The following is a 20,025-nucleotide window of genomic DNA, read 5'->3' on the forward strand; positions in this document are numbered from 1 at the left end:
CTACTCGACCTCGCGCAGGCGATAGCCGACACCCGTCTCGGTGGTGATGTAGCGCGGCTGGTCCGGGGTCTTCTCGATCTTCTGCCTGAGCTGCCGGACATAGACCCTGAGATACTGCACGTCGGTCGAATCGCCCCAGACCTGCTTCAAAAGGAAATGATGGGTCAGCACCTTGCCGGCGTGCTGCACCAGGATGCGCAGGATGTCGTATTCCTTCGGCGACAGTTTTACGTCCTTGCCTTCGACCTTGACGATGCGTTTGACCAGATCGACGGACAGGTCGCCGGTGTGGAACACCGGCTTCTCGCCCTGCTGCTGGAACTGGTGGCGCAGCGCCACGCGGATGCGTGCCACCAGCTCGTTCATGCCGAACGGCTTGGTGACATAGTCATCGGCACCAAGTTCCAGAGCCTGGACGATGCCAGCCTCGTCGGTCCGGCTGGAAAGGATGACCACCGGAATGTCGAGACCGTCGTCACGCCATTTGCGCAACAGTTCATGGCCGCTCATGCCGGGCAGGCCGAGGTCGAGCAGGACGAGGTCCGGCTTCTCCGCCTCCATTAGCTCGATCGCCACCCTGGCGTTCGGCGCCTCGCTGATCGCGTAGCCCTGGCTGCCGAGACCGACGCGCAGCAGCTTGCGGATCGGCGGCTCGTCATCGACAACCAGTATCCTGACGTTCGAGTTTGTCATGCCAAGTCACTCACATCGTCGTCGTCCGTCGAGGCTCCAAGGTCGGGCGGGTTCGCCGGCTTCGGCATCTTGATGGTGAAAACCGCGCCCGAATGGTCGGTTCGGTTTGCCGCCGAGATCGTGCCACCCATCGCCTCGATGAAGCCACGGCAGATCGACAGCCCAAGCCCGGTGCCGGCGCGGACCTGATCGCGCTTGCGCACCCGATAGAACGTGTCGAAAATCCGTTCCAGATCGCCGGGGGGAATGCCCGGCCCCTCATCCATGATCTGCAGGATGACGGACCCATTGTCGGTCCAGCCCTGCACCCGGATTGTCGAGCCGGGCGGAGCGTATTTCGCGGCATTGTCGAGAAGATTGAACAGCGCCTGCTCGAACAGGACCGGGTCGACCTTCAACATCGGCAGATCCCCGGGGATGTCGATCTCGGTCTTGTGCTCGCTGATGATTTTCCTGGCTCTCTGCAACGCGGAGCCGACGATGTCGCCGACATAGTGGAAAGCGTAGTTCGGCTCCATCGCGCCGGACTCGATCTTGGTCATGTCGAGCAGATTGGCGATGAAGCGGTTCAGGCGCTCGGACTCGTCGAGCACGGTCGTCAAGAGCTCCGCCCGGTCCTGTTCGGGAAGTGCCGGCGCGAATTCCCTCAGCGTGCCGGCCGCACCCATGATGGCGGCGAGCGGCGTCTTCAGATCATGCGAGATGGAGGTGAGAAGGGCCGAGCGCAGCCTGTCCGCCTCGGCGGCGAGCTTGGCGCGGTCGACGTCGGCGACAAGCTGGATGCGCTCGATGGCGACTGCCGCCTGGTCGACCAGCGCATCGAGCAGGCGCTGCTGCTCGGGTGTCAGCAGCGGGCCCTGCTTGTCGTTGTCGAGGCCGACGACGCCGATGGCCGTGCGCCCGGTCCGCAAGGGAAGATAAAGGCGCTTGGCGCCTGGAAGCGTGTCGGCGCCGCGCCCCGCGGCTCGGTTGTGCTCCCAGGCCCATCGGGCGGCTGCGATGTCGGCCTCGGCCAGCGTGTCGTCGGGCGGATAGCCGGCCTTGACGGTGATGGTTCCGTCTTCCGGCAGCAGCAGCACGACCCGCAGCTTCAGCATCGAGGCGATCTGGAAAGCGGTGGCCCAGAGAACGTCGTCGAGCGTGCCAGCACCGGCGAGCTTCTTTGAGAAGAGGTAGATGTCCTCCGTAGCCCGCGCCCGTGAGCGGGCGGCGATCGCCTGACGCTGCACGCGCACCGTCAGATTGCTGGCAATGACGGCGACCACCAGGAAGACGCCGAGCGCAACAATGCTCTCCGGATCCCGGATTGTCAGCGTGTAGCGCGGCTCCAGGAAAAAATAGTTGAACGCAAGGGCGCTGAGCAGACAGGCGTACAGAGCCGGCCACAGACCGCCGGTCACCGCCGATGCCAGCACCCCGATGAGAAAGATGATGGCGAGGTTGCGAACGTCGAGAAACTGGTCGAGCAGGACGGCGAAGGCGAGCGAGCCCGTGACATAGGCCGTGGCCTTGAGATAGGGCCAGATCTGGAACTGCCACTGCTCGTCAGCCGCCCTGACGTTCCTCGACGCCGTCTCGGTGTTGCGTTCGTTTCCCGAAATGACATGGACGCTGATGTCGCCGGCATTGCGGATGAGATCATAGGTGAGCGAGCCTTCGATCAATTCGCGCCAGCGCGACCGGGTCGGCCTGCCGACCACGATATGGGTAAAATTGTTCGCCGTCGCATAACGCACGATGTCCTGCGCCACGTTCTGCCCCGGAATGGTCGTCACCTCGGCACCAAGTTGTTGGGCGAGGCGCAGGTTCGTCGCGAGCCGGTCCTTGTCCTCTTCCGGCATGCTGGCCGAGCGGGTGCTGTCGACATGCAGCGCCGTCCACGGGGCGCGGAGCCGGTCGGCCAGCCTGCGTGCATAGCGCACGCGGGCCGATCCTCCCGGGCGCGCGTCGAGGCAGACGAGGACCCTTTCCCCGGCGGCCCACGGTCCGGGAATCGCATGGGCCTGCATATGGATCAGCAACTGGTCGTCGACGCGCTGGGCGGTGCGGCGGAGCGCCAGTTCCCTGAGCGCCGTCAGATTGCCCGGCGAGAAATAGTTCTCAATCGCCCGCTGTGCCGTGTTGGGGAAATAGACCTTGCCTTCCTCAAGCCGCTTGATCAGGTCGTCGGGGGTGAGATCGATGATCTCGACATCGTCGGCCTGGTCGATGATGGAATCGGGAACCGTCTCGCGGACCCTGACCTTGGTGATCTGGGCGACGACATCGTTCAGGCTTTCGACATGCTGGATGTTGAGCGTCGTGTAGACGTCGATGCCTTGCGTCAGGATCTCCTGGACGTCGAGATAGCGCTTGGGGTGGCGGCTGCCAGCCGCGTTGGTATGGGCGAGTTCGTCGACGAGAACCAACGCTGGGCGCCGGGCGAGGATGGCGTCGATATCCATCTCGTCGAGAATGCGGCCCTTGTAGTCGACCTTGCGGCGGGGAATGACCTCATAGCCCTCGACCAGGGCCAGTGTTTCCTTGCGGCCATGCGTCTCGACGACGCCGATCACCACGTCCACGCCGTCGGCCAGCCTGGCGCGGCCCGACATCAGCATCTCGTAGGTCTTGCCGACGCCGGGCGCTGCACCCAGGAATATCCTCAGGCGGCCGCGCGCCTCCCGCTCGGCATGATCCAGCAGCGCGTCGGGAGAAGGTCTGGTTTCGTTGCGGCTGTCGTCCGGCATCTGCATCGATCATGGATGGCGCCGGGGAACCTGTCGATCCCCGGACCCCACCATTCACTATTTCGTGGCGTCGAGAGCAAGGTTGAGGCCGAGCACGTTGACCACCGGTTCTCCCATGAAGCCTAGTTCCCTGTCCTCGACCTGGCTGGCGACAAGCGCCTTGACCTTGGCTTCATCGATTCCTCTGGCCTTGGCCACGCGGGCGACCTGAAAGTAGGCCGCTTCGGGGCTGATGTGCGGATCGAGGCCGCTGCCGGACGTCGTCACCAGGTCCATCGGCACGGGCTGGTTCGGGTTCTCCGCCTTCAGCTTCTCCGCATCGCCCTTGATGCGGTCGATCAGCTTGGGGTTGGTCGGGCCGAGATTGCTGCCGCCGGAGGCGGCGGCATTATAACCGTCGCCGGCAGCCGAGGGGCGGCCGTGGAAGTAACGGTCGCTGGAGAAGCCCTGGCCGATCAGTTCGGAGCCGATGACCTTGCCGTCCTTCTGGATCAGGCTGCCATTGGCCTGACGCGGGAACAGCGCCTGGGCGACGCCGGTCATGCCGATCGGATAGATCAGGCCGGTCAGCACCGTGAAGAAGACGATCATGACGATCGCGGGTCTTATCTGGGTGAGCATGGACATATTCCTCAGAGCAATTCCAGGAAAAGTGTAAAACGGTTTTCCGTCCGGAATTGCGTTAAAACAAAGAGTTAAGCGAGACCGAGGGCGGTGACGATCATGTCGATCGCCTTGATGCCGACGAAGGGGACGATGATGCCGCCGAGGCCGTAGACGAGCAGGTTGCGGCTGAGCAGCGCGCCGGCGCCGATGGCACGATATTTGACGCCTTTCAGCGACAGCGGGATCAGCGCGATGATGATCAGCGCGTTGAAGATGATGGCCGACAGGATGGCGCTCTGCGGCGTCGCCAGATGCATGACGTTTAATGCCTGCAACGGGCCGGTGGTTTGCCCTGGCGCGATGTAGAAGGCAGCGAACATCGCCGGGATGATGGCGAAATACTTGGCCACGTCGTTGGCGATGGAGAACGTCGTCAGCGAGCCGCGCGTCATCAGCAGCGCCTTGCCGATCTCGACGATCTCGATCAGCTTGGTCGGATCGCTGTCGAGGTCGACCATGTTGCCGGCCTCGCGCGCGGCGACCGTGCCGGTGTTCATGGCGACACCGACATCGGCCTGGGCCAGGGCCGGCGCATCGTTGGTGCCGTCGCCGCACATGGCGACCAGCTTGCCCTTGGCCTGTTCGTCGCGGATCAGCTTGAGCTTGTCCTCGGGCGTCGCCTGGGCGAGGAAGTCGTCGACGCCGGCTTCCGCGGCGATGGCCGCCGCCGTCATCGGGTTGTCGCCGGTGATCATCACCGTACGGATGCCCATCTTGCGCAGTTCGGCGAAGCGCTCCCTGATGCCGCCCTTGACGATATCCTTGAGGTGGACGACGCCAAGCAGGCGACCGTCGCGCTCGACCGCCAGCGGCGTGCCGCCCGACTTGGCGATCTCGTCGGCGATCGCCTGGAGGTCCCTGACAGTATCGCTGCCGGGCCGCGTGGCGTGGGCTGCGACCGTCGACTGGCTGACATGGGCAAGCACGGAATCGACCGCGCCCTTGCGCACCGAGGAGCCGTCGATATCGACGCCGCTCATGCGGGTCTGCGCGGTGAACGGCACGAAGGTGGCGTGCAACGTTGCCATGTCGCGGGCGCGGATGGCGTATTTCTCCTTGGCCAGCACGACGATCGAACGGCCTTCCGGCGTTTCGTCGGCGAGCGAGGCCAGTTGCGCCGCGTCGGCCAGCTCCTGCTCGGTGACGCCCTTGACCGGGCGGAACTCGGTCGCCTGTCGGTTGCCGAGCGTGATCGTGCCGGTCTTGTCGAGCAGCAGCGTGTCGACGTCGCCCGCGGCCTCGACGGCGCGGCCCGACATCGCCAGCACGTTGAAGCGCACCAGGCGGTCCATGCCGGCGATGCCGATGGCCGACAGCAGCGCACCGATCGTCGTCGGGATCAGGGTCACGAACAGGGCGACCAGAACGGTCACCGAGATGTAGCCACCCGAATAGGAGGCGAAGCTCGGGATCGTCGCCGTGGCCAGAACGAAGATCAGCGTCATGCCGACGAGCAGGATGTTGAGCGCGATCTCGTTTGGCGTCTTCTGGCGTTCCGCGCCTTCGACCAGCGAGATCATGCGGTCGAGGAAGGTGTGGCCGGAGGCGGCGGTGATGCGCACGCGGATCCAGTCGGACAGCACCTGCGTGCCGCCGGTGACCGCCGACCGGTCGCCGCCGGATTCGCGGATGACCGGTGCGGATTCGCCCGTTATCGCCGCTTCGTTGACGGAAGCGACGCCTTCGACCACCTCGCCGTCGGACGGGATGATGTCGCCGGCCTCGACCAGCACGGCGTCACCCACCTTGAGGCTGGTGCCGGGCACGAGTTTGTATTTCGTGCGGTCTTCACCGGTCAAAAGCTTGGCCTGGGTTTCGGTGCGCGCCTTGCGCAGCGAATCGGCCTGCGCCTTGCCGCGGCCTTCGGCAACGGCTTCGGCGAAATTGGCGAACAGCACGGTGAACCACAGCCAGATGATGATCTGCAGCGTGAAACCAAGATTGCCGCCGCCGGTCACCAGGTCCTTGACGAACAGCACCGTGGTGAGCGCCGAGACGACGGCGACGACGAACATCACCGGGTTCCTGGCCAGGGTACGCGGGTCAAGCTTGCGGAACGCGCCGCCGATGGCGGGCAAGAGGATGCGGGCATCCATGATGCTCGCTGATTTTGAGTGGCTCATTTTGAAGCTCCGGCTTCGGTGTTGTTGGATGGCACCGAGCGATCGGATGCCGAAAAGGGTGGCCCGTAGACCAGCAGCCAGATCACGATCATGACTGCCGCAATGCCCAGGAATGTGGATACGCTCGGGAAGGGAGGGGGAGATGCCTCCCCCTCATTGTCGGCTTTGGGCCGAGCCTTGCGACGCGTGGTGTTGAACCAGGACATGGCTTTGATCCAGGACGGGGCCGTATCAGAATGTTTGCCCGTGGATCATCGCCAGGTGCTCGATGATCGGCCCGACGGCGAGCGCCGGGAAGAAGGTGAGACCGCCGACGATCAGGATGACGCCGACCAGCAGCCCGACGAACAGCGGGCCATCGGTCGGGAAGGTGCCGGCGGAGGCCGGCACCGTTTTCTTCGCCACCAGCGAGCCGGCGATGGCCAGCGCCGGGATGATGACCAGGAAGCGGCCCATCAGCATGCCGATGCCGATGGTGATGTTGTACCAGGGCGTGTTGCCGCTGAGGCCGCCGAAGGCCGAACCGTTGTTCGCCGCAGCCGAAGTATAGGCATAGAGAACCTCCGAGAACCCGTGCGGGCCGGCATTGCCCATCGACGCCACGCCGGTCGGCAGCACGACCGCGATGGCCGTGAAGATCAGCATCGCCAGCGGCAGGCAAAGGATGGCCAGCATCGCCATCTTGACCTCCTTGGCCTCGATCTTCTTGCCGAGATACTCGGGTGTGCGGCCGACCATCAGGCCGGCGACGAAGACGGCGACGACGATGTACATCAGGATGCCGTAGAGGCCGGCGCCGACACCGCCGACGATGACTTCGCCAAGCTGCATGTTGATGATCGGGATCATGCCGCCGAGCGCGGTGAAGGAACCGTGCATGGCGTTGACGGCGCCGCAGGAAGCGGCCGTCGTGATGACGGCGAACAAGGCCGACAAGGCGATGCCGAAGCGCGATTCCTTGCCTTCCATATTGCCGCCGTCGATGCCCAGTGCATGCACCAGCGGATTGCCGGCGGCTTCCGCCCAATAGCAGACGATGACGCCGGCGATGAACATGACGCCCATGGCGGACAGGATCGCCCAGCCCTGGCGCTGGTTGCCGATCATGCGGCCGAAGACATTGGTCAACGCAGCGCCGATGGCGAAGATCGTCACCATCTGGATCAGGTTGGAGATGGCGTCGGGGTTCTCGAAGGGATGTGCCGCATTGGCGTTGAAGAAGCCGCCGCCATTGGTGCCGAGCATCTTGATGGCAACCTGCGACGCGACCGGGCCGACGGCGATGGTCTGCTGCGCGCCTTCGAGCGTCGTGGCGTTGACATAGGCGCCAAGCGTCTGCGGCATGCCGAGCCAGACATAGACCAGCGTCAGCACGATGCAGAGCGGCAACAGCAGATAAAGCGTCGAGCGGGTCATATCGACCCAGAAATTGCCGATCGACTTGCCGGAGGCACGGGCAAAGCCGCGGATCAAGGCAATGGCGATGGCGATGCCGGTGGCCGCCGAAACAAAATTCTGCACCGTCAGGCCGGCCATCTGCACGAGATAGGACATCGTGCTCTCGCCGCCGTAGTTCTGCCAGTTGGTGTTGCTCATGAAGCTGGCAGCGGTGTTGAAGGCCAGCCCCGGCTCGACCGCGGTCATGCCGGCCGGATTGTAGGGCAAGCTGCCTTGCAGGCGCTGGAGGACGTAAAGCACCAGGAAGCCGGCAAGGTTGAACAGCAGCAGAGCCACCGCATAAGTGGTCCAGTGCTGTTCCTCGCGTTCGCTGGTTCCGGAAATGCGATAGAGCCCACGCTCGAGCGGGCCGAAGACTGGCGAAAGCAGCGTGCGGTCGCCGTTGAAGACGCGGTGCATGTAGCCGCCAAGCGGCTTCACCAGCAAAACGACGATCCCGCAGAAGACCAGGATCTGTATCCAACCGTTAAGTGTCATGGCTTTGGCTTTCCGTGCCTTCAGAAGCGTTCTGGACGAACGAGCGCGTAGGTCAGATAGGCGAGCAGGAACAATGTCACGCCACCACCGAGGATGTAATCGACAAGCATGGTTCGACCCTTCAGCTCAAATTCTGTCGCAGGCTTTGACGTAGACGAAGAACAGGGCGAAAAACAAAACCCCTGTCCCGAGAACAATGATGTCCATTGTGCTTGTTCCTTGTATCCGCTTAGTACTTTGCGCCTTCGAACGGGTCGCAATACCCTGAAAACGGCCCGTCGCATTTTTGGCGGCACCGGATGTGTTTTCTTGAGGGGAATATGGACCCGATCGCCATAAAGGTTCGAGACGGGGCGGAATGGAAAGAAATAGGAATTTTATAAAGATTTTGGGCCCGGCTCGTCGCCACCCCTGGGCCAAACCTCGGGATGAGAATCTGGTCCCTGGCATTCCGGAAACGCGTAGGGACGCTCCTTGCAGAACGGCCGGAACAAATCCTTCAATGCGAGATTGTCGACCTGAGGGCCCACCAAAGGAGACGACAATGGCAAAGCAGAAAATGCTCGACGACCTGTTTCACGATACGCTGAAAGACATCTTTTTCGCCGAAAAGAAGATATTGGCGACGCTGCCGAAAATGGCCAAGGCTGCGCAAAGCGCCGACCTGAAAGCCGCCTTCGAAAAGCACCGCACCGAAACCGAAGACCATGTCGCGAGGCTGGAGAAGGTCTTTGGCGTGATCGGCAAGAAGCCGGTCGGCAAGACGTGTGCGGCCATCATGGGCATCACCGAGGAAGGCGCCGAGATCATGGAGGAGTATAAGGGATCTCCCGCGCTCGACGCCGGCCTGCTGGCCGCCGCGCAGGCTGTCGAACACTACGAGATCTCGCGCTACGGCACGCTGCGGACCTGGGCCGGTGAACTCGGCCTGAACGAAGCCGTGACCCTTCTCGAAGCGACGCTGAAGGAAGAGAAGGCCACCGACGAAACGCTGACGCAGATTGCGGAATCGACGGTGAACGTCACAGCGGAAGCAGCGTAAGGAAACGAGCGAGGGCCGCGCTGAACCATCATGGCGCGGTTCCCGCATCATGCAGTTTGGCGCGGTGCCCATGGCGATGATCCGCTCGCGACGGGCGCATGGCTCCCTGTGATTTCCTAGAGGTTACAGAAAAGCGAAAGCCCGACTGGGGAGGACCAAGCCGGGCTTTTCGTTGTGGCTGGTGCAGCTTAGCCACCACAATGGAAGATGGCGTCGGTTAGGCGGCGTAGCCGCCGTAACCACGGGCAACGGCGTGTACGCCCGCGGCCGGCTCGAGGTCCGGCCACAGGATACCGGCAGCCTGCGCGAATTCGACCAGCGCACGGCGCGCCTGCTCGATGGTCACATAACCCGGAACGGCGAGATCACATGCCTTCACCGCGTTGCGATAAAGCGGGCCCCGGCGGGACGTCGTCCAGTCGGTCAGGAAATCGTGCATTTCGGCCAGCGAGACAATTTCGCGCTTGAAGCCTAGGCCGACGGTCAGTGCGACCGGTGAATGAAACAGCTTGTCGTGCATGAAACGGGCTCCTGATTTATCGCAGCGCCGGGAGAGATATCCGGGCTGGTCCACGGACGGGACGCCGTGAAACGCACTGCGAGGCAGGAGGTTCCGAGCCGCGAGCTTTTATATGAAATGCGGCGGTCATCCGTTGATGGCGATGCCTGCGCTACCCATCGTTCGCGTCAGCCCTGCCCACGCGCCTCTCTCCCGGACGGGCAGAATGCTTCCAAGGTGCGTGAGACTCCAGATATCCTCAGCCAGGCTCGTTGATCAGCGGCGTTGTATCTTTCGGTCGCCTGAACGTCTTCACCAGTTCGACCGTGCTGGTATCGACGGTGACGCGGCCGAGCACCTGCACCGTGACGCGGCCCAGATCCTCGTCGACATGCACGACTTCGCCCTCGAACCTCATCCTGTCGCCTGGCTTGGCTTTCGGATCGATGATCGAATAGGGGAAATTGGCCGTCAGAATGTGCAGTGCGACGCGATCCTCGAAGCGTTCGCCCACCGTGGCGCTGAGCGCCACCCTGTCACCGATATTGATTTCCCGCGCCATGCATAGGATTCTGGAGCGGCGGAACTGATTGTCAAGAGATTGCTAATATTCCCTCGTTGGCGCCCCATCAGTTCGTAATTTCGTACGTGACGTTGTCGAATTTGCCTTTCGCCAGTTCATTACGGTTTATGAACAGGACGATCGAATACGTGTCGCCCCACATCCATCCAACCATACTGCTTGTCCGCAGTTCCAGCAAAACCACGTTCGGTGTCGCCGGCCCGTGAAGCGTGTAGACATGGCCAGCCGGGGCATTTCCCATGGCGCCCCGCTCGTGCAGGGCATCGAATTGCCAGATCACTTCCATGCGAGAGCGCAATTCGGGATGAAGCGACTCGGGAGCGTATGTGTAAGCGCAGAGGGCATGCCGATAAAGCAGGTCAGCATAGGTATACCACCATTGCCCGACCGGCTTGTCGCACAGTCTCAAAGTCGAAGAACTGAAAACGGCATAGCCATCTTCGTCATTTTTCAAATAGCGTAAATAGGAGAAAGGGATGTCCGCGATCTGCGCCATCAGGTCTTGGATCGGTGCGCGCCGAAAGTCCTTTGTGAAAGGTATGAGCAAATCCCTGATGTGTGAAAACCGCGCAATCGATCGGGACGCTTCCAGCTGAATGCTCTCCAGTTCCGTTCTATCACCGTCGCGGTGTTTCCTTTTGAGCATTTCGTCTATGTGCGTCTTTCCTAAGCTGACCTGGTCCTCGATGGCATTGAGAAGCGCCGCCAGCGTCGCCTCGTTGAACGGCTGAAAGGCCGCGTCGGATAGGTCCGGTACCTGAGCCTGGCGGGGATCGGGAAAGCCGGGCGCCTCACCCTTGCGCCAACCCGTGGGCGGAGGAGGTTGGCCGACGTGCCCGGTGATCATGATAGGCCACCTCGGCGAATGGGCTTGCACCGGCGGTCTGCGTTCGGTTGACAGCGGCCGGAACCAGGCCGCATCCGCTTGCCCAGGTCCGTCGCGCCCCTTCAGGTCTCCATCGACGTGGAGCACCTTGGGAGCCGTTTCCTTGGCATGAGCCGTTTCGTCGGCATGAAGGAAAACAGCAAGCCAGCCTTTCCTGGGGCCGAGGCCAGACCAGATATTCTGGGGCAAGGCGGACAAGTCTATCTGACATACGAAGCGAAGGGGTTCGCCGTCGATCTCTGGCCACGCAACATCGTCAGGCAAGCAAGGCATGCCGCCAAACCAGCCGGCGCTCTGCTGTGCCGGGAGCGGTACGACGGGAGTGAGCAGGACATAGGGTTCACTGCTGTTTCTCGCTTCAGCCAGCATCTCGAAGGTCGCGATTTCGTTCTCCAAGATGCGCCCAACAAGGTCGGCAGAACCGGCCGGCGATATATTTCTGTTTTTCTTCTTGAATAGGACTCCGAATAGCCAGTGAACCATGAGAAAGACCGTTCCCGTCACCTTCATCATCCGAACCAATCTCCGCCCCCTTTTGAACCCGCCGTTCAGCGCGCTCCTCTTAAGCTGCTTCCTCTTGCGGGCCGTTTTGCTTCACCATTCCGGTACACCCAAGATAGAAGTGAAGGACTCCCAGCAAGCCTAGAAATGACAACAGCACATAAGCGAGCCCCATGGACTTCGCTTCATTGGCAACGCGCTGCTCGATTGGAATTTGTTGCTGTGTCGAAAATCTGATCGAAATCTCCCCCCGAGATCTGTCGAAGCTTCCTCAAGATCTGACAATCATTCAATCGATACCCGCATGCAAGCTTCGCCGCCGCAAGGGTGTACTTGATAAAAAGTCCGCCACCGTGAGGCAGCGGGCTTCATTATTCTCGTCGGCAAGAATGATCAGGGCCGGGACGACTTGGTGTCCTCAGCAAGGTCGCGGTTCAGCATCTCCCGAGGCTTGAGAATTATCCATCGTAAAGATCAGGTCGTAGCCGACCGCGTCCGCATCCTCTTCGAGCCGTTCGACGGGTCGGACTGGTAAGCGCAGACTCGCTGCCTTGGCCGAAGCCGTCGAGCGCATGCACGACAACCTGTTCCTTGTCGAGCACGAGGCCGCGCACGGTGCGCTGCGCTCGCTGCCCGGGGACATAGGTGCCGCAGCGGGGAATTGTGGAGGGGTGGCCGGAAGGCCGCGACCAATGACCGGGATGGAGAGGGTCACAATCTCAGCCACCGCGGCGTCGCCGACCGTGGCGTGCGGCCCTACGACTGATGCCGCACGAGCGCGTTTGCTTCAGCCAACGTGGCCAGCGCTTGTTCGACTTTCTGCGCCGAGGCGTCCGTGCGCTCGATGTGCCGCAGCGTTTGCTGCGTCAGCATCGCAAGCCTTGCGGCGCGATATACGTTGCCGTTTCTCGCAGCTTCAAGGTCGAAGGTCGCGATCATCTTGGACAGCAATCCCAAAAATCATGGTGCATTGGAATTGGAACGGTGCTGACGGATCGATCGTCGCCAGGCGCTCCCTGGCCTCGATCACACGCCGCTGAGCGGCTCTTATCCTCCCGCAGAGCGCGATATTGATCCCGACTCCGCAGTCTTCGTCCAGCATTTCCTTGGCGCGCGTGAGGGCGAGTTCCGCCCGCTTGACGCGCTGTCTGGCCTTGGCCAGTTCCAAAATCACGAGATCGGCCATCGCGCCGCGTCCATTGTGCTCCAGGGTGTACATCATGCAGTGCTAACTCATGAGGGAGCGGTTCGTTCCCCCTGAGGCCGGGCCGGGTAACTCTCTCGGCGATTGGAAGGCTGGCGGAGAGAGCTACAGCAGAGCCTGATAGTCCGATACGCCATCATCTCGCAGTTTCTGGCTGCGCAATTGTTTCTCAATATGACTCCGCAGGAACTCCCATTCAGCAGTAGTGAATCCCTTCATAGGCCGCTTCCCTCTGTTGCTCTCACCGTCTCGCCCCTCCGCCACCCGGCCGCCACCGCCTCGGCCTCACTGCAGAACCACCGCTCGCGTTTCAATAGGTTGATTAGGGCCTGACCTGGGACACGGTAGAAGCGTGGAGTGGTGTTGTGGCTGACATTGCAGTCGATGAACGACGCGAACTGGAGAGATAGGAGGCCGCAGACCACCGCAATGCCAGCAACAATCTTTGCCCGGTAAAACCAGACGCGACGGCGCCCTCTGTCCATACAGCGGTAGCGATTGTCTGGCCGGTAGAACTTGCCCACGCCCCTCTCTCCCCCTGGGAGAATGCGTCGCGGCCGGCGGCCTCGTCAAGCGGCTGCTAATGCAAGGCTTGACCTTCGATCGAGGTCGTGATCCCTTTACCAAAAAGAGGGAACCAACCCCCATGACGAAGAAGCTGAGATTCAAATCAGCCAAGGTGCGAAGCGAATTCGTCGAGATCCAAGGTGGGAAGTGCTGCTATTGCAGGCGGCCGTTCACCCAGACCGGACTGACGGAAGCTACCCTAGAGCATAAGAGGCCCAAAATGTATGGCGGCACCAATGAGCGGTCCAATCTGGCCGCCGCGTGTTGGCACTGCAATCATCTTCGCGGCACACAGATGAACGCCACCAAGCAGCGGAAAGAAGCCAAGGCGAAGACCTCTCTAAGCAGAGAGGGTGCCGAATGCGTAAGCTCGCTTGACGGAACATTAGCGACATCTAAAAGTCCTCGCTTGGCGGTCAGCGATGCTCACCCCATCTCTGCCGAAGATCGGGACACGCACCACCTGATCGGCCCGCGCTTGCCCGCAAGCGGCGCGGGCTTTCACTGACCGATCCCGCCTCATCCCAAGCGTTTCTGACGTGGTGGCCAGCTCATCAGGAAGTGCTAATATTCTAAGATCGCGACCGCCACGCTGACTTTGCGGCCAAGCAGAGCGGACCGTTCATAGGGGGCAACAGGTGAGGCACGAACCAACGAAAGTCACCGGAGGATGTCTTTGTGGTAGCGTTCGATATGAGGCAGAGGTCTATCTTCACAACGGCTATATCTGCCAATGCACCATTTGCCAGCGCAGCACAGGCCAACCAGCCGATATTACGGTCTTAATTAAGGCCGGCACTCTCAAATATCTGAAGGACAAACCGCAATACTATGTTTCGTCGGATAACGGGAAACGTGGGTTTTGTGGGCATTGCGGGTCTCGGATCGTATGGCAGGCATCTAGGCGGGAGGATGACTGGTTGACGAATATCACGGTGGGCACCTTGGACAGACCGGCCGAGGCCAGGGTCACCAGGCATATCTACGCGGACACTCAGTTGCCTTGGTATCGTGTGTGTGAGGAGTTGCCAAAGCTAACTGAGAAAGATGCTGGGAGGCTAATCGAACTTCTCAGAGATGAGCTACGGCCACAGTAAGCGTCGCAACGACGGAGAACTCTACGGATGTCGATCCGCGATGAATTGCAGGCACTTTGGGAGGGCTATGTCGCTGCCTACCGTGCCGGAGATGCCGCCGGTTGTGCAGCCATTTTCACGCCTGACGGGGAAGTGCATTCTCCCTACGCACCTCCGGCTCGAGGTCGCGAGGCCATCGAGGCACTCCACAGCATCTGGACACAAGGCGAGGTCGGGGACAAAACCCTTGCCGTCGTGGATGCGAACTCGTCCGGCGACCTGGCTTGGTGCCTCGCTGCCTATTCAGAAGGTGAGGCGACGGGAAACGGAACATCACTCAGCGTTTTGGAGCGGCAAGCCGGCGGAGGCTGGTTGATACGCATGTGCAGCCTCAACAGCAGCGATGTTGGCGAGTGAGCGACAAGCCCGCCACAACCTACGTCGTGAGCGTGTTCGAAAAGCCGCATTGGCGGACCCGTGCTGACCACCAAGGACAAGGCCAAGGCTTTGGCTACGGCCAAGGAGATCGGCGACCAAGTGCGGGTCGAGGAGATCACGCCGAAGGTGAAGCACTAGGCTTTCTCACCGTCGCAAATTAACCTTGACCGAAGGAGGCAGTGATCTATCGCCAGTCATTACTTGCGTGATTACTAATATAATGAAACGCTCCGCCCATATTGGAGAATGGGGCGATGGAAGAAAGCCCAGGTAGATTTAGTTGCCTTCTTGAGCCGACAGGCGACTGGACGGTTTGGGATGAAGTCACCGGCGAACCGGCAAACTTGGGCGGGAAATTACTGATCGGCTGTACACGGGAGCGCGCCGAGTCTGCTCGCGACGTACTCGCGCGGATCTACAAAAACGGGCTGCACGCTCGACCCGCTGGCCAATCTCGCGCTTGAGAACGAATTTGAAGTTGTAAGCTATGGCCGCCCGAAACCGGCGAAATACGCCAAAAACTGCTATTAAATCAATATGTTATGGCGGAGAGAGCGGGATTCGAACCCGCGTTACGGTCTCCCGTAAACACACTTTCCAGGCGTGCGCCTTCAACCACTCGGCCACCTCTCCGTCCATGCATGTCGCGCCGGCCGGTTTCGCCGCGCGGGTTGGGGAGATGCACCTCCCTTGGGGCTGCGGTGCGGAATCTCCACGCCATCGGCGCCGCCAACCAGCGAACGCCCTTCCCCTGCACCTGAGCCGTCGAAGCAACAGGCGCGGGGCTCATCTAGTCGATCCGGCGCCGAATGCCAAGTCATAACGGCAGTCTATTCGCTTTGCCGGCCACACAGCGTTTCGCGAGGCTGCCGGCGCCCCCGTTTTGAGGCGCCGCCACCCGAATGATGTGCACAGGCAAGGCCGCAAGGCCGGCGGCGCTTGACTTCGCCCGGGGTCGCCTGTCGAGTGTCGGAAAGGCTTTGCGGGGGCATCGTCCGGACATGACATCGAACAATGGACAGACGCCAGCCAGGCGGCCGGACAGCGGCCTGTCCTTCGTGCCACCGGGCTGGCTCGTCTTCGTCATGGCGTGGTCGGTCTACGGCCTGATATCCGCCTGGCGGCTGGTCGGCGAATACGGCCTGCCGGGCAGCGTCTTCTATCTCATCTATGGCGGGCTCGCCGTCGACATCATCACCATCCTGTGGGGGCTTTATCTGCTCGGCCTCGCCTTCGGCCGCTCGGCACGGTTTCCGCGCCATTTCACCATCTGGCAGATCGCCACCATCATCTGGCTGCTGGCCAGGCAGGCCTATGTGCTCACGGTGCCCGACTTCGTCTTCTCAGGGCAAGGGCTTGTCGTCACCGGCGCGGAAATCGCCATCGGCCTTCTCTGCATCTATCTGCTGCGCCGTGGTTCCGAAGCCGAGACCGCCTATGCCAATCCGGCGACCGAAAGCCCGCCCGTCCTGGTTTCGGTCATCGCCGCCCTGCTCGGCATCGTCCTCGGCGCGGTCATCGGCGCCGCGGGCGGGTTCTTCGCCGGCTCGGTGATTGCGGATGCCACCGATACGAGCTGCTTCGAGGGTGCCTGCGGCTATTTTGCCCTGTTCATCGGGCTTGCCGGTCTGGTCGTCGGCGCCATCGCCGGCGGCCTTTTCGCCGTCTGGCGCGTCCATCGGCGCAAACGCAAGCCGGTCGCGTAGGCCAGGCTTCAAATTCGCAGGGGCAACAAATCCAAGTTAACGGGTTTCTTCGGGCGCCGACGCTTTGGTTGACGAAGCATCAAACGAAAAACCCGCCTGTGCGGCGGGTCACTGGCGCAGGTCAGCACCGTGGACGAATATATAGCATAGCTGCCCTCACCCTGTCAAGAATAAATTCCTATCGAACGGCCCGGCGGAACAAAGCTGCCGACGCCGCTGGACTGGCCGTCGTCAGGCCTTTTTTGTTCACCTGAGTTCGGAGCCCTGCAAATTCGCGTATGGCGATTGCGAACCAGGCATGCGCATTCTATCTCTCATGCTGGAACCGGAAGGCCCTCGGGAGGAGCTTGAGGACTGGCCGGAGGAAGGTCCCCTAATGTTTCGCTTGGTCTTTCGTCTTGCCGCGATGGTCTCGCTGTCGATTTCCGTCATCATGGCGGTGCTCGACGCGACGCGCACCGTGGCGGCTTCGGCGTTGGTGCTGACCCCGCTCAACACCAGCTGGCTGGCCGTCTCGCCGGACACGCGGGCCGCCTTCGAAAGCTTCGTGCGAATCAAGGCCAGCCCGCTGCTGTGGGACATCGCCATCGCCTGGGTGCTCAACCAGCCGGGCTTCGCCGTGTTCGCGGTGCTGGCCTTCCTGCTTTATGCGATCGGCTACAGGCGGCAACGACGCACGGGCCAGTTCGCCGCGACCTAGAGCACTTCCAGGAAAAGTGTGAAGCGGTTTTCCTGGAATTGCGTCAAAACAGAGAGATAGAGCAGAGGGAAGACCGCGCATGTTCTTTCTCAGCGACATGCTGAACAAGAAGCTCAATCTGCCGAAGCCATCCGAGGCGTTGCCGGGCCGCGCCCGGGCAATCCCGACGACATCCAGGCACCATGTGCTGAAAAAGCCGCTCAAGGGTCCCTATCCCGAGGGGCTGGAGACCGCGATGTTCGGACTCGGCTGCTTCTGGGGCGCGGAGCGGCTGTTCTGGCAGCTCGATGGCGTCTGGGTCACCGCGGTCGGCTATGCCGGCGGCTTCACGCCCAACCCGACCTATCAGGAAACCTGCACGGGCCTCACCGGCCATGCCGAAGTGGTGCTGGTCGTCTACGACCCCAAGATCGTCTCCTATCCAGCGCTTCTGAAGCTGTTTTGGGAAAGCCACGATCCGACGCAAGGCATGCGCCAGGGCAATGATGTCGGCACCACCTACCGCTCCGTGATCTACACGCTTAGCGATGCGCAATTGCAGGCGGCGCGCGCCTCGCGCGATGTCTATCAGGCCGCCCTGCGCGGTGCCGGCCATGGCAAGATCACCACCGAGATCGCGTCGGCATCCGAATTCTACTTCGCCGAAGGCGACCACCAGCAATATCTGGCGAAGAACCCGTACGGCTACTGCAACCTCAAAGGCATCGGCATCGCTTGCGTCATCCCGGCTGCCGCCGCCTGAAGCCTTGGCGCAATGATCAAGCCGCGGCGCGGCTTGCCCGCGCATGCTTTTCCAAAAGGTCAAAATTCCGCGTGAATTTTGTTTCGGGTCGTGCCAGATTGCCGCCGAGCGGGAGGGGAGTACACTCCTGGCTGACGTCGCATGCCTGCCGGAGAACCGGGCCGGCAGGCGGTGCGTAACGGAAAAAATAACCGACAGGGTGTGGATCACATGAAACGTATCGTTCTCGGCCTCCTGGCCGCAACCGCAATGGTTCTTCCGGCTTTCGCCGCGGATGTCCAGCCGGCCATCCTCTATGATCTCGGCGGCAAGTTCGACAAATCCTTCAACGAGGCTGCCTATCATGGCGCCGAGAAGTTCAAGACCGAGACCGGCACGGCCTACGTCGAATTCGAAGTCTCCAACGCCTCGCAGCGCGAGCAGGCGCTGCGCCGTTTCGCCGAGGACGGCCGCAACCCGATCGTCATGGCCGGTTTCGCCTGGGAGGATGCGCTGAAGAAGGTCGCGGCCGAATATCCTGACCTCAACTTCGCCATCATCGACGACGCCGTCGATTTGCCCAATGTCCGCTCGCTGGTGTTCAAGGAGAATGAAGGCTCCTACCTCGTCGGCATCCTGGCGGCGATGGCGTCCAAGTCGAAGAAGGTTAGCTTCATCGGCGGCATGGACATCCCGCTGATCCGCAAGTTCGAATGCGGCTATGTCGGCGGCGCCAAGTCGGCCGGTGCGACCGACGTGATCCAGAACATGACCGGCGACACGCCGGCTGCCTGGAACGACCCGGCCAAGGGCGGCGAGATCGCCAAGACGCAGATCGACCAGGGCTCCGACGTGGTCTACGCCGCGGCCGGCGGCACCGGCGTCGGTGTGCTGCAGGCGGCGGCGGATGCCGGCAAGCTTGGCATCGGCGTCGATTCCAACCAGAACGGCCTGCAGCCCGGCAAAGTGCTGACCTCGATGATGAAGCGCGTCGACGTTGCCGTCTACAACGCCTTCATGGACGGCAAGAACGGTACCTTCAAGGGCGGCCTGCAAAATCTCGGCCTCAAGGAGGGCGGCGTCGACTACGCCATGGACGACAACAACAAGGCGCTGGTCACCGACGAGATGAAAGCCGCCGTCGAAAAGGCCAAGGCAGACATCATCTCCGGCAAGATCGAGGTGCACGACTACACCACCGACAACGCCTGCCCCTATTGAGCGGCACGGACATTCAACCATATCTACAAGCCGCCGGGCGCAAGCCCGGCGGTTTTGCGTTGCCTATGATTTGCCCGCCAGATAGCCCAGCACGAAGGCCAAAATCAGCCCGACGGCAACGGCAAATCCACGCCGGCCGCCAAGCGTATGCAGGCCGACGCCGTGCGGTCGCTGCGTCAGGCTTCGGATCACCGTCGGCGATTTGCCATCGTTGCCGGCCAGGCCAGAGCTGCGCATCTGCGGCAGCTCGGCAATGCGCTGGGTGATCTCCGTCCAACGCTCTTCGCCGCCCGCCGGCTCAGTGCGGTCGAACATGTGCATGCGTTCGGCAAGTTGCACCACCGCGTCGCGGAAGGCAGGGTCGATCTCCAGGTCGCGCTCGGCCCGTTCGCGCTCCATATCGTTCATCAGGCCGAGCACATAGTCGCCGGCGCGCGCGATGCGATCGCTTTCACTGGCCATGGCTTGCGCCCTCCACCTCTTTCCTCACCAGTGCGGCGGCTTGGTTACAGGCACGTCAGGTGCTGCTTGCTCCTCCAGCGCCAGGAAGCGATCTGTCAGCGCGTCGAGCTTGCGCTGCATGCGCTCGATTACCTTCCACTGCTCGGCGATCTGGCCGGACAGTTCCTCGACGGTCTTCTCCTGTTCGGCGGCGCGGATCTCCAGCGTCGTCATCCGGTCGGCGGGCATGATCATGTAAAAATCCCCAGTCTCGCACCGCAATGCCTTGCGCCG

The 20,025-nt window shown here is 61.9% G+C and carries 23 protein-coding genes and 1 tRNA gene; 8 read left to right on the forward strand and 16 right to left on the reverse strand.

All coding sequences use genetic code 11. From position 1 onward, the window contains the following. From AC1D10_RS28375 to kdpF, 7 genes are all read right to left on the reverse strand, one after another. A complete protein-coding gene (locus AC1D10_RS28375) occupies nucleotides 1–693 on the reverse strand; it encodes a response regulator transcription factor (protein WP_477277792.1) in 693 nt (230 codons plus the stop codon). Beyond that, the gene (locus tag AC1D10_RS28380) at nucleotides 690–3,422 is read right to left on the reverse strand and encodes a DUF4118 domain-containing protein (RefSeq protein WP_477277794.1); all 2,733 of its coding nucleotides are present in this window, start codon (nucleotides 3,420–3,422) and stop codon (nucleotides 690–692) included. Before AC1D10_RS28380 ends, AC1D10_RS28375 begins: the two co-directional genes overlap by 4 nt. Before the next feature lie 57 nt (nucleotides 3,423–3,479). Beyond that, entirely contained in the window at nucleotides 3,480–4,043 is a 564-nt protein-coding gene (gene kdpC / locus AC1D10_RS28385; RefSeq protein ID WP_477277796.1) for a potassium-transporting ATPase subunit KdpC, read from the reverse strand. Nucleotides 4,044–4,117: 74 nt separating this feature from the next. Further along, nucleotides 4,118–6,211 carry a potassium-transporting ATPase subunit KdpB gene (gene kdpB, locus AC1D10_RS28390; protein ID WP_477277798.1) on the reverse strand — a complete coding sequence of 698 codons (2,094 nt, stop codon included), beginning with the start codon at nucleotides 6,209–6,211 and terminating at the stop codon, nucleotides 4,118–4,120. Further along, nucleotides 6,208–6,417 carry a hypothetical protein gene (locus AC1D10_RS28395; protein ID WP_477277800.1) on the reverse strand — a complete coding sequence of 70 codons (210 nt, stop codon included), beginning with the start codon at nucleotides 6,415–6,417 and terminating at the stop codon, nucleotides 6,208–6,210. Before AC1D10_RS28395 ends, kdpB begins: the two co-directional genes overlap by 4 nt. A gap of 25 nt (nucleotides 6,418–6,442) precedes the next feature. Beyond that, nucleotides 6,443–8,146: a potassium-transporting ATPase subunit KdpA gene (gene kdpA, locus AC1D10_RS28400; protein WP_477277802.1), complete on the reverse strand. Its 1,704-nt coding sequence runs from the start codon at nucleotides 8,144–8,146 to the stop codon at nucleotides 6,443–6,445. A 20-nt stretch (nucleotides 8,147–8,166) separates the two neighbouring features. After that, nucleotides 8,167–8,256, reverse strand: a complete 90-nt coding sequence (kdpF, locus tag AC1D10_RS28405; RefSeq protein WP_081609884.1) for a K(+)-transporting ATPase subunit F — start codon at nucleotides 8,254–8,256, stop codon at nucleotides 8,167–8,169. 434 nt (nucleotides 8,257–8,690) lie between these two features. Between kdpF and AC1D10_RS28410 the strand changes: the two genes are divergently transcribed. Then, complete coding sequence (locus AC1D10_RS28410; RefSeq protein ID WP_477277805.1) at nucleotides 8,691–9,188, forward strand: YciE/YciF ferroxidase family protein; 498 nt, start codon at nucleotides 8,691–8,693, stop codon at nucleotides 9,186–9,188. A 217-nt stretch (nucleotides 9,189–9,405) separates the two neighbouring features. Here AC1D10_RS28410 and AC1D10_RS28415 read toward each other — a convergent pair whose 3' ends face one another. The 6 genes from AC1D10_RS28415 to AC1D10_RS28440 all read right to left on the reverse strand — a co-directional run bounded on the left by AC1D10_RS28415 (nucleotide 9,406) and on the right by AC1D10_RS28440 (nucleotide 13,385). Continuing rightward, nucleotides 9,406–9,708: a DUF982 domain-containing protein gene (locus AC1D10_RS28415; RefSeq protein ID WP_477277807.1), complete on the reverse strand. Its 303-nt coding sequence runs from the start codon at nucleotides 9,706–9,708 to the stop codon at nucleotides 9,406–9,408. Between the two features lie 238 nt (nucleotides 9,709–9,946). Continuing rightward, nucleotides 9,947–10,249 carry a hypothetical protein gene (locus tag AC1D10_RS28420; protein ID WP_477277809.1) on the reverse strand — a complete coding sequence of 101 codons (303 nt, stop codon included), beginning with the start codon at nucleotides 10,247–10,249 and terminating at the stop codon, nucleotides 9,947–9,949. A 67-nt stretch (nucleotides 10,250–10,316) separates the two neighbouring features. Then, the gene (locus AC1D10_RS28425; protein ID WP_477277811.1) at nucleotides 10,317–11,669 is read right to left on the reverse strand and encodes a DUF1963 domain-containing protein; all 1,353 of its coding nucleotides are present in this window, start codon (nucleotides 11,667–11,669) and stop codon (nucleotides 10,317–10,319) included. Between the two features lie 744 nt (nucleotides 11,670–12,413). Then, nucleotides 12,414–12,596 (reverse strand): hypothetical protein, encoded by a 183-nt coding sequence (locus AC1D10_RS28430; RefSeq protein ID WP_477277813.1) that lies wholly within the window; start codon nucleotides 12,594–12,596, stop codon nucleotides 12,414–12,416. Further along, nucleotides 12,574–12,879, reverse strand: a complete 306-nt coding sequence (locus tag AC1D10_RS28435; protein WP_477277815.1) for a hypothetical protein — start codon at nucleotides 12,877–12,879, stop codon at nucleotides 12,574–12,576. Before AC1D10_RS28435 ends, AC1D10_RS28430 begins: the two co-directional genes overlap by 23 nt. A gap of 197 nt (nucleotides 12,880–13,076) precedes the next feature. Further along, a complete protein-coding gene (locus tag AC1D10_RS28440) occupies nucleotides 13,077–13,385 on the reverse strand; it encodes a sunset domain-containing protein (RefSeq protein ID WP_477277817.1) in 309 nt (102 codons plus the stop codon). 122 nt (nucleotides 13,386–13,507) lie between these two features. Between AC1D10_RS28440 and AC1D10_RS28445 the strand changes: the two genes are divergently transcribed. The 3 genes from AC1D10_RS28445 to AC1D10_RS28455 all read left to right on the forward strand — a co-directional run bounded on the left by AC1D10_RS28445 (nucleotide 13,508) and on the right by AC1D10_RS28455 (nucleotide 14,921). Further along, a complete protein-coding gene (locus AC1D10_RS28445; protein ID WP_477277819.1) occupies nucleotides 13,508–13,936 on the forward strand; it encodes an HNH endonuclease in 429 nt (142 codons plus the stop codon). Nucleotides 13,937–14,066: 130 nt separating this feature from the next. Next, a complete protein-coding gene (locus AC1D10_RS28450) occupies nucleotides 14,067–14,525 on the forward strand; it encodes a GFA family protein (RefSeq protein ID WP_477277821.1) in 459 nt (152 codons plus the stop codon). A 27-nt stretch (nucleotides 14,526–14,552) separates the two neighbouring features. Beyond that, nucleotides 14,553–14,921 carry a YybH family protein gene (locus AC1D10_RS28455; RefSeq protein ID WP_477277823.1) on the forward strand — a complete coding sequence of 123 codons (369 nt, stop codon included), beginning with the start codon at nucleotides 14,553–14,555 and terminating at the stop codon, nucleotides 14,919–14,921. Nucleotides 14,922–15,485: 564 nt separating this feature from the next. Here the strand turns inward: AC1D10_RS28455 and AC1D10_RS28460 are convergent. Next, a tRNA-Ser gene (locus AC1D10_RS28460) sits at nucleotides 15,486–15,575 on the reverse strand. Nucleotides 15,576–15,943: 368 nt separating this feature from the next. Here AC1D10_RS28460 and AC1D10_RS28465 point away from each other — a divergent pair. From AC1D10_RS28465 to AC1D10_RS28480, 4 genes are all read left to right on the forward strand, one after another. Further along, nucleotides 15,944–16,648 (forward strand): hypothetical protein, encoded by a 705-nt coding sequence (locus AC1D10_RS28465; protein ID WP_477277825.1) that lies wholly within the window; start codon nucleotides 15,944–15,946, stop codon nucleotides 16,646–16,648. 376 nt (nucleotides 16,649–17,024) lie between these two features. Further along, nucleotides 17,025–17,348 (forward strand): hypothetical protein, encoded by a 324-nt coding sequence (locus AC1D10_RS28470; protein WP_477277827.1) that lies wholly within the window; start codon nucleotides 17,025–17,027, stop codon nucleotides 17,346–17,348. A gap of 79 nt (nucleotides 17,349–17,427) precedes the next feature. Then, complete coding sequence (msrA, locus tag AC1D10_RS28475; protein ID WP_477277829.1) at nucleotides 17,428–18,090, forward strand: peptide-methionine (S)-S-oxide reductase MsrA; 663 nt, start codon at nucleotides 17,428–17,430, stop codon at nucleotides 18,088–18,090. 210 nt (nucleotides 18,091–18,300) lie between these two features. Continuing rightward, nucleotides 18,301–19,290: a BMP family lipoprotein gene (locus AC1D10_RS28480; protein WP_477277831.1), complete on the forward strand. Its 990-nt coding sequence runs from the start codon at nucleotides 18,301–18,303 to the stop codon at nucleotides 19,288–19,290. 63 nt (nucleotides 19,291–19,353) lie between these two features. Here AC1D10_RS28480 and AC1D10_RS28485 read toward each other — a convergent pair whose 3' ends face one another. Beyond that, complete coding sequence (locus AC1D10_RS28485) at nucleotides 19,354–19,752, reverse strand: hypothetical protein (RefSeq protein ID WP_477277833.1); 399 nt, start codon at nucleotides 19,750–19,752, stop codon at nucleotides 19,354–19,356. Between the two features lie 24 nt (nucleotides 19,753–19,776). After that, the gene (locus tag AC1D10_RS28490) at nucleotides 19,777–19,986 is read right to left on the reverse strand and encodes a SlyX family protein (RefSeq protein WP_477277835.1); all 210 of its coding nucleotides are present in this window, start codon (nucleotides 19,984–19,986) and stop codon (nucleotides 19,777–19,779) included. Nucleotides 19,987–20,025 lie beyond the last annotated feature (39 nt).

It is taken from the genome of Mesorhizobium sp. P2_A8, from assembly GCF_056404935.1.

What these genes read in the sequence shown, in the direction of transcription:
- AC1D10_RS28465 (WP_477277825.1), top strand. Translation starts at nt 15,944, where the DNA reads ATGACATCGAACAATGGACAGACGCCAGCCAGGCGGCCGGACAGCGGC.
- AC1D10_RS28415 (WP_477277807.1), bottom strand. Translation starts at nt 9,708, where the DNA reads ATGCACGACAAGCTGTTTCATTCACCGGTCGCACTGACCGTCGGCCTA.
- AC1D10_RS28420 (WP_477277809.1), bottom strand. Translation starts at nt 10,249, where the DNA reads ATGGCGCGGGAAATCAATATCGGTGACAGGGTGGCGCTCAGCGCCACG.
- AC1D10_RS28470 (WP_477277827.1), top strand. Translation starts at nt 17,025, where the DNA reads ATGTTTCGCTTGGTCTTTCGTCTTGCCGCGATGGTCTCGCTGTCGATT.
- kdpA (WP_477277802.1), bottom strand. Translation starts at nt 8,146, where the DNA reads ATGACACTTAACGGTTGGATACAGATCCTGGTCTTCTGCGGGATCGTC.
- AC1D10_RS28435 (WP_477277815.1), bottom strand. Translation starts at nt 12,879, where the DNA reads ATGATGTACACCCTGGAGCACAATGGACGCGGCGCGATGGCCGATCTC.
- AC1D10_RS28490 (WP_477277835.1), bottom strand. Translation starts at nt 19,986, where the DNA reads ATGATCATGCCCGCCGACCGGATGACGACGCTGGAGATCCGCGCCGCC.
- AC1D10_RS28430 (WP_477277813.1), bottom strand. Translation starts at nt 12,596, where the DNA reads ATGATCGCGACCTTCGACCTTGAAGCTGCGAGAAACGGCAACGTATAT.
- AC1D10_RS28455 (WP_477277823.1), top strand. Translation starts at nt 14,553, where the DNA reads ATGTCGATCCGCGATGAATTGCAGGCACTTTGGGAGGGCTATGTCGCT.
- AC1D10_RS28480 (WP_477277831.1), top strand. Translation starts at nt 18,301, where the DNA reads ATGAAACGTATCGTTCTCGGCCTCCTGGCCGCAACCGCAATGGTTCTT.
- AC1D10_RS28395 (WP_477277800.1), bottom strand. Translation starts at nt 6,417, where the DNA reads ATGTCCTGGTTCAACACCACGCGTCGCAAGGCTCGGCCCAAAGCCGAC.
- AC1D10_RS28425 (WP_477277811.1), bottom strand. Translation starts at nt 11,669, where the DNA reads ATGATGAAGGTGACGGGAACGGTCTTTCTCATGGTTCACTGGCTATTC.
- msrA (WP_477277829.1), top strand. Translation starts at nt 17,428, where the DNA reads ATGTTCTTTCTCAGCGACATGCTGAACAAGAAGCTCAATCTGCCGAAG.
- kdpF (WP_081609884.1), bottom strand. Translation starts at nt 8,256, where the DNA reads ATGCTTGTCGATTACATCCTCGGTGGTGGCGTGACATTGTTCCTGCTC.
- kdpB (WP_477277798.1), bottom strand. Translation starts at nt 6,211, where the DNA reads ATGAGCCACTCAAAATCAGCGAGCATCATGGATGCCCGCATCCTCTTG.
- AC1D10_RS28380 (WP_477277794.1), bottom strand. Translation starts at nt 3,422, where the DNA reads ATGCCGGACGACAGCCGCAACGAAACCAGACCTTCTCCCGACGCGCTG.
- AC1D10_RS28485 (WP_477277833.1), bottom strand. Translation starts at nt 19,752, where the DNA reads ATGGCCAGTGAAAGCGATCGCATCGCGCGCGCCGGCGACTATGTGCTC.
- AC1D10_RS28445 (WP_477277819.1), top strand. Translation starts at nt 13,508, where the DNA reads ATGACGAAGAAGCTGAGATTCAAATCAGCCAAGGTGCGAAGCGAATTC.
- AC1D10_RS28410 (WP_477277805.1), top strand. Translation starts at nt 8,691, where the DNA reads ATGGCAAAGCAGAAAATGCTCGACGACCTGTTTCACGATACGCTGAAA.
- kdpC (WP_477277796.1), bottom strand. Translation starts at nt 4,043, where the DNA reads ATGCTCACCCAGATAAGACCCGCGATCGTCATGATCGTCTTCTTCACG.
- AC1D10_RS28375 (WP_477277792.1), bottom strand. Translation starts at nt 693, where the DNA reads ATGACAAACTCGAACGTCAGGATACTGGTTGTCGATGACGAGCCGCCG.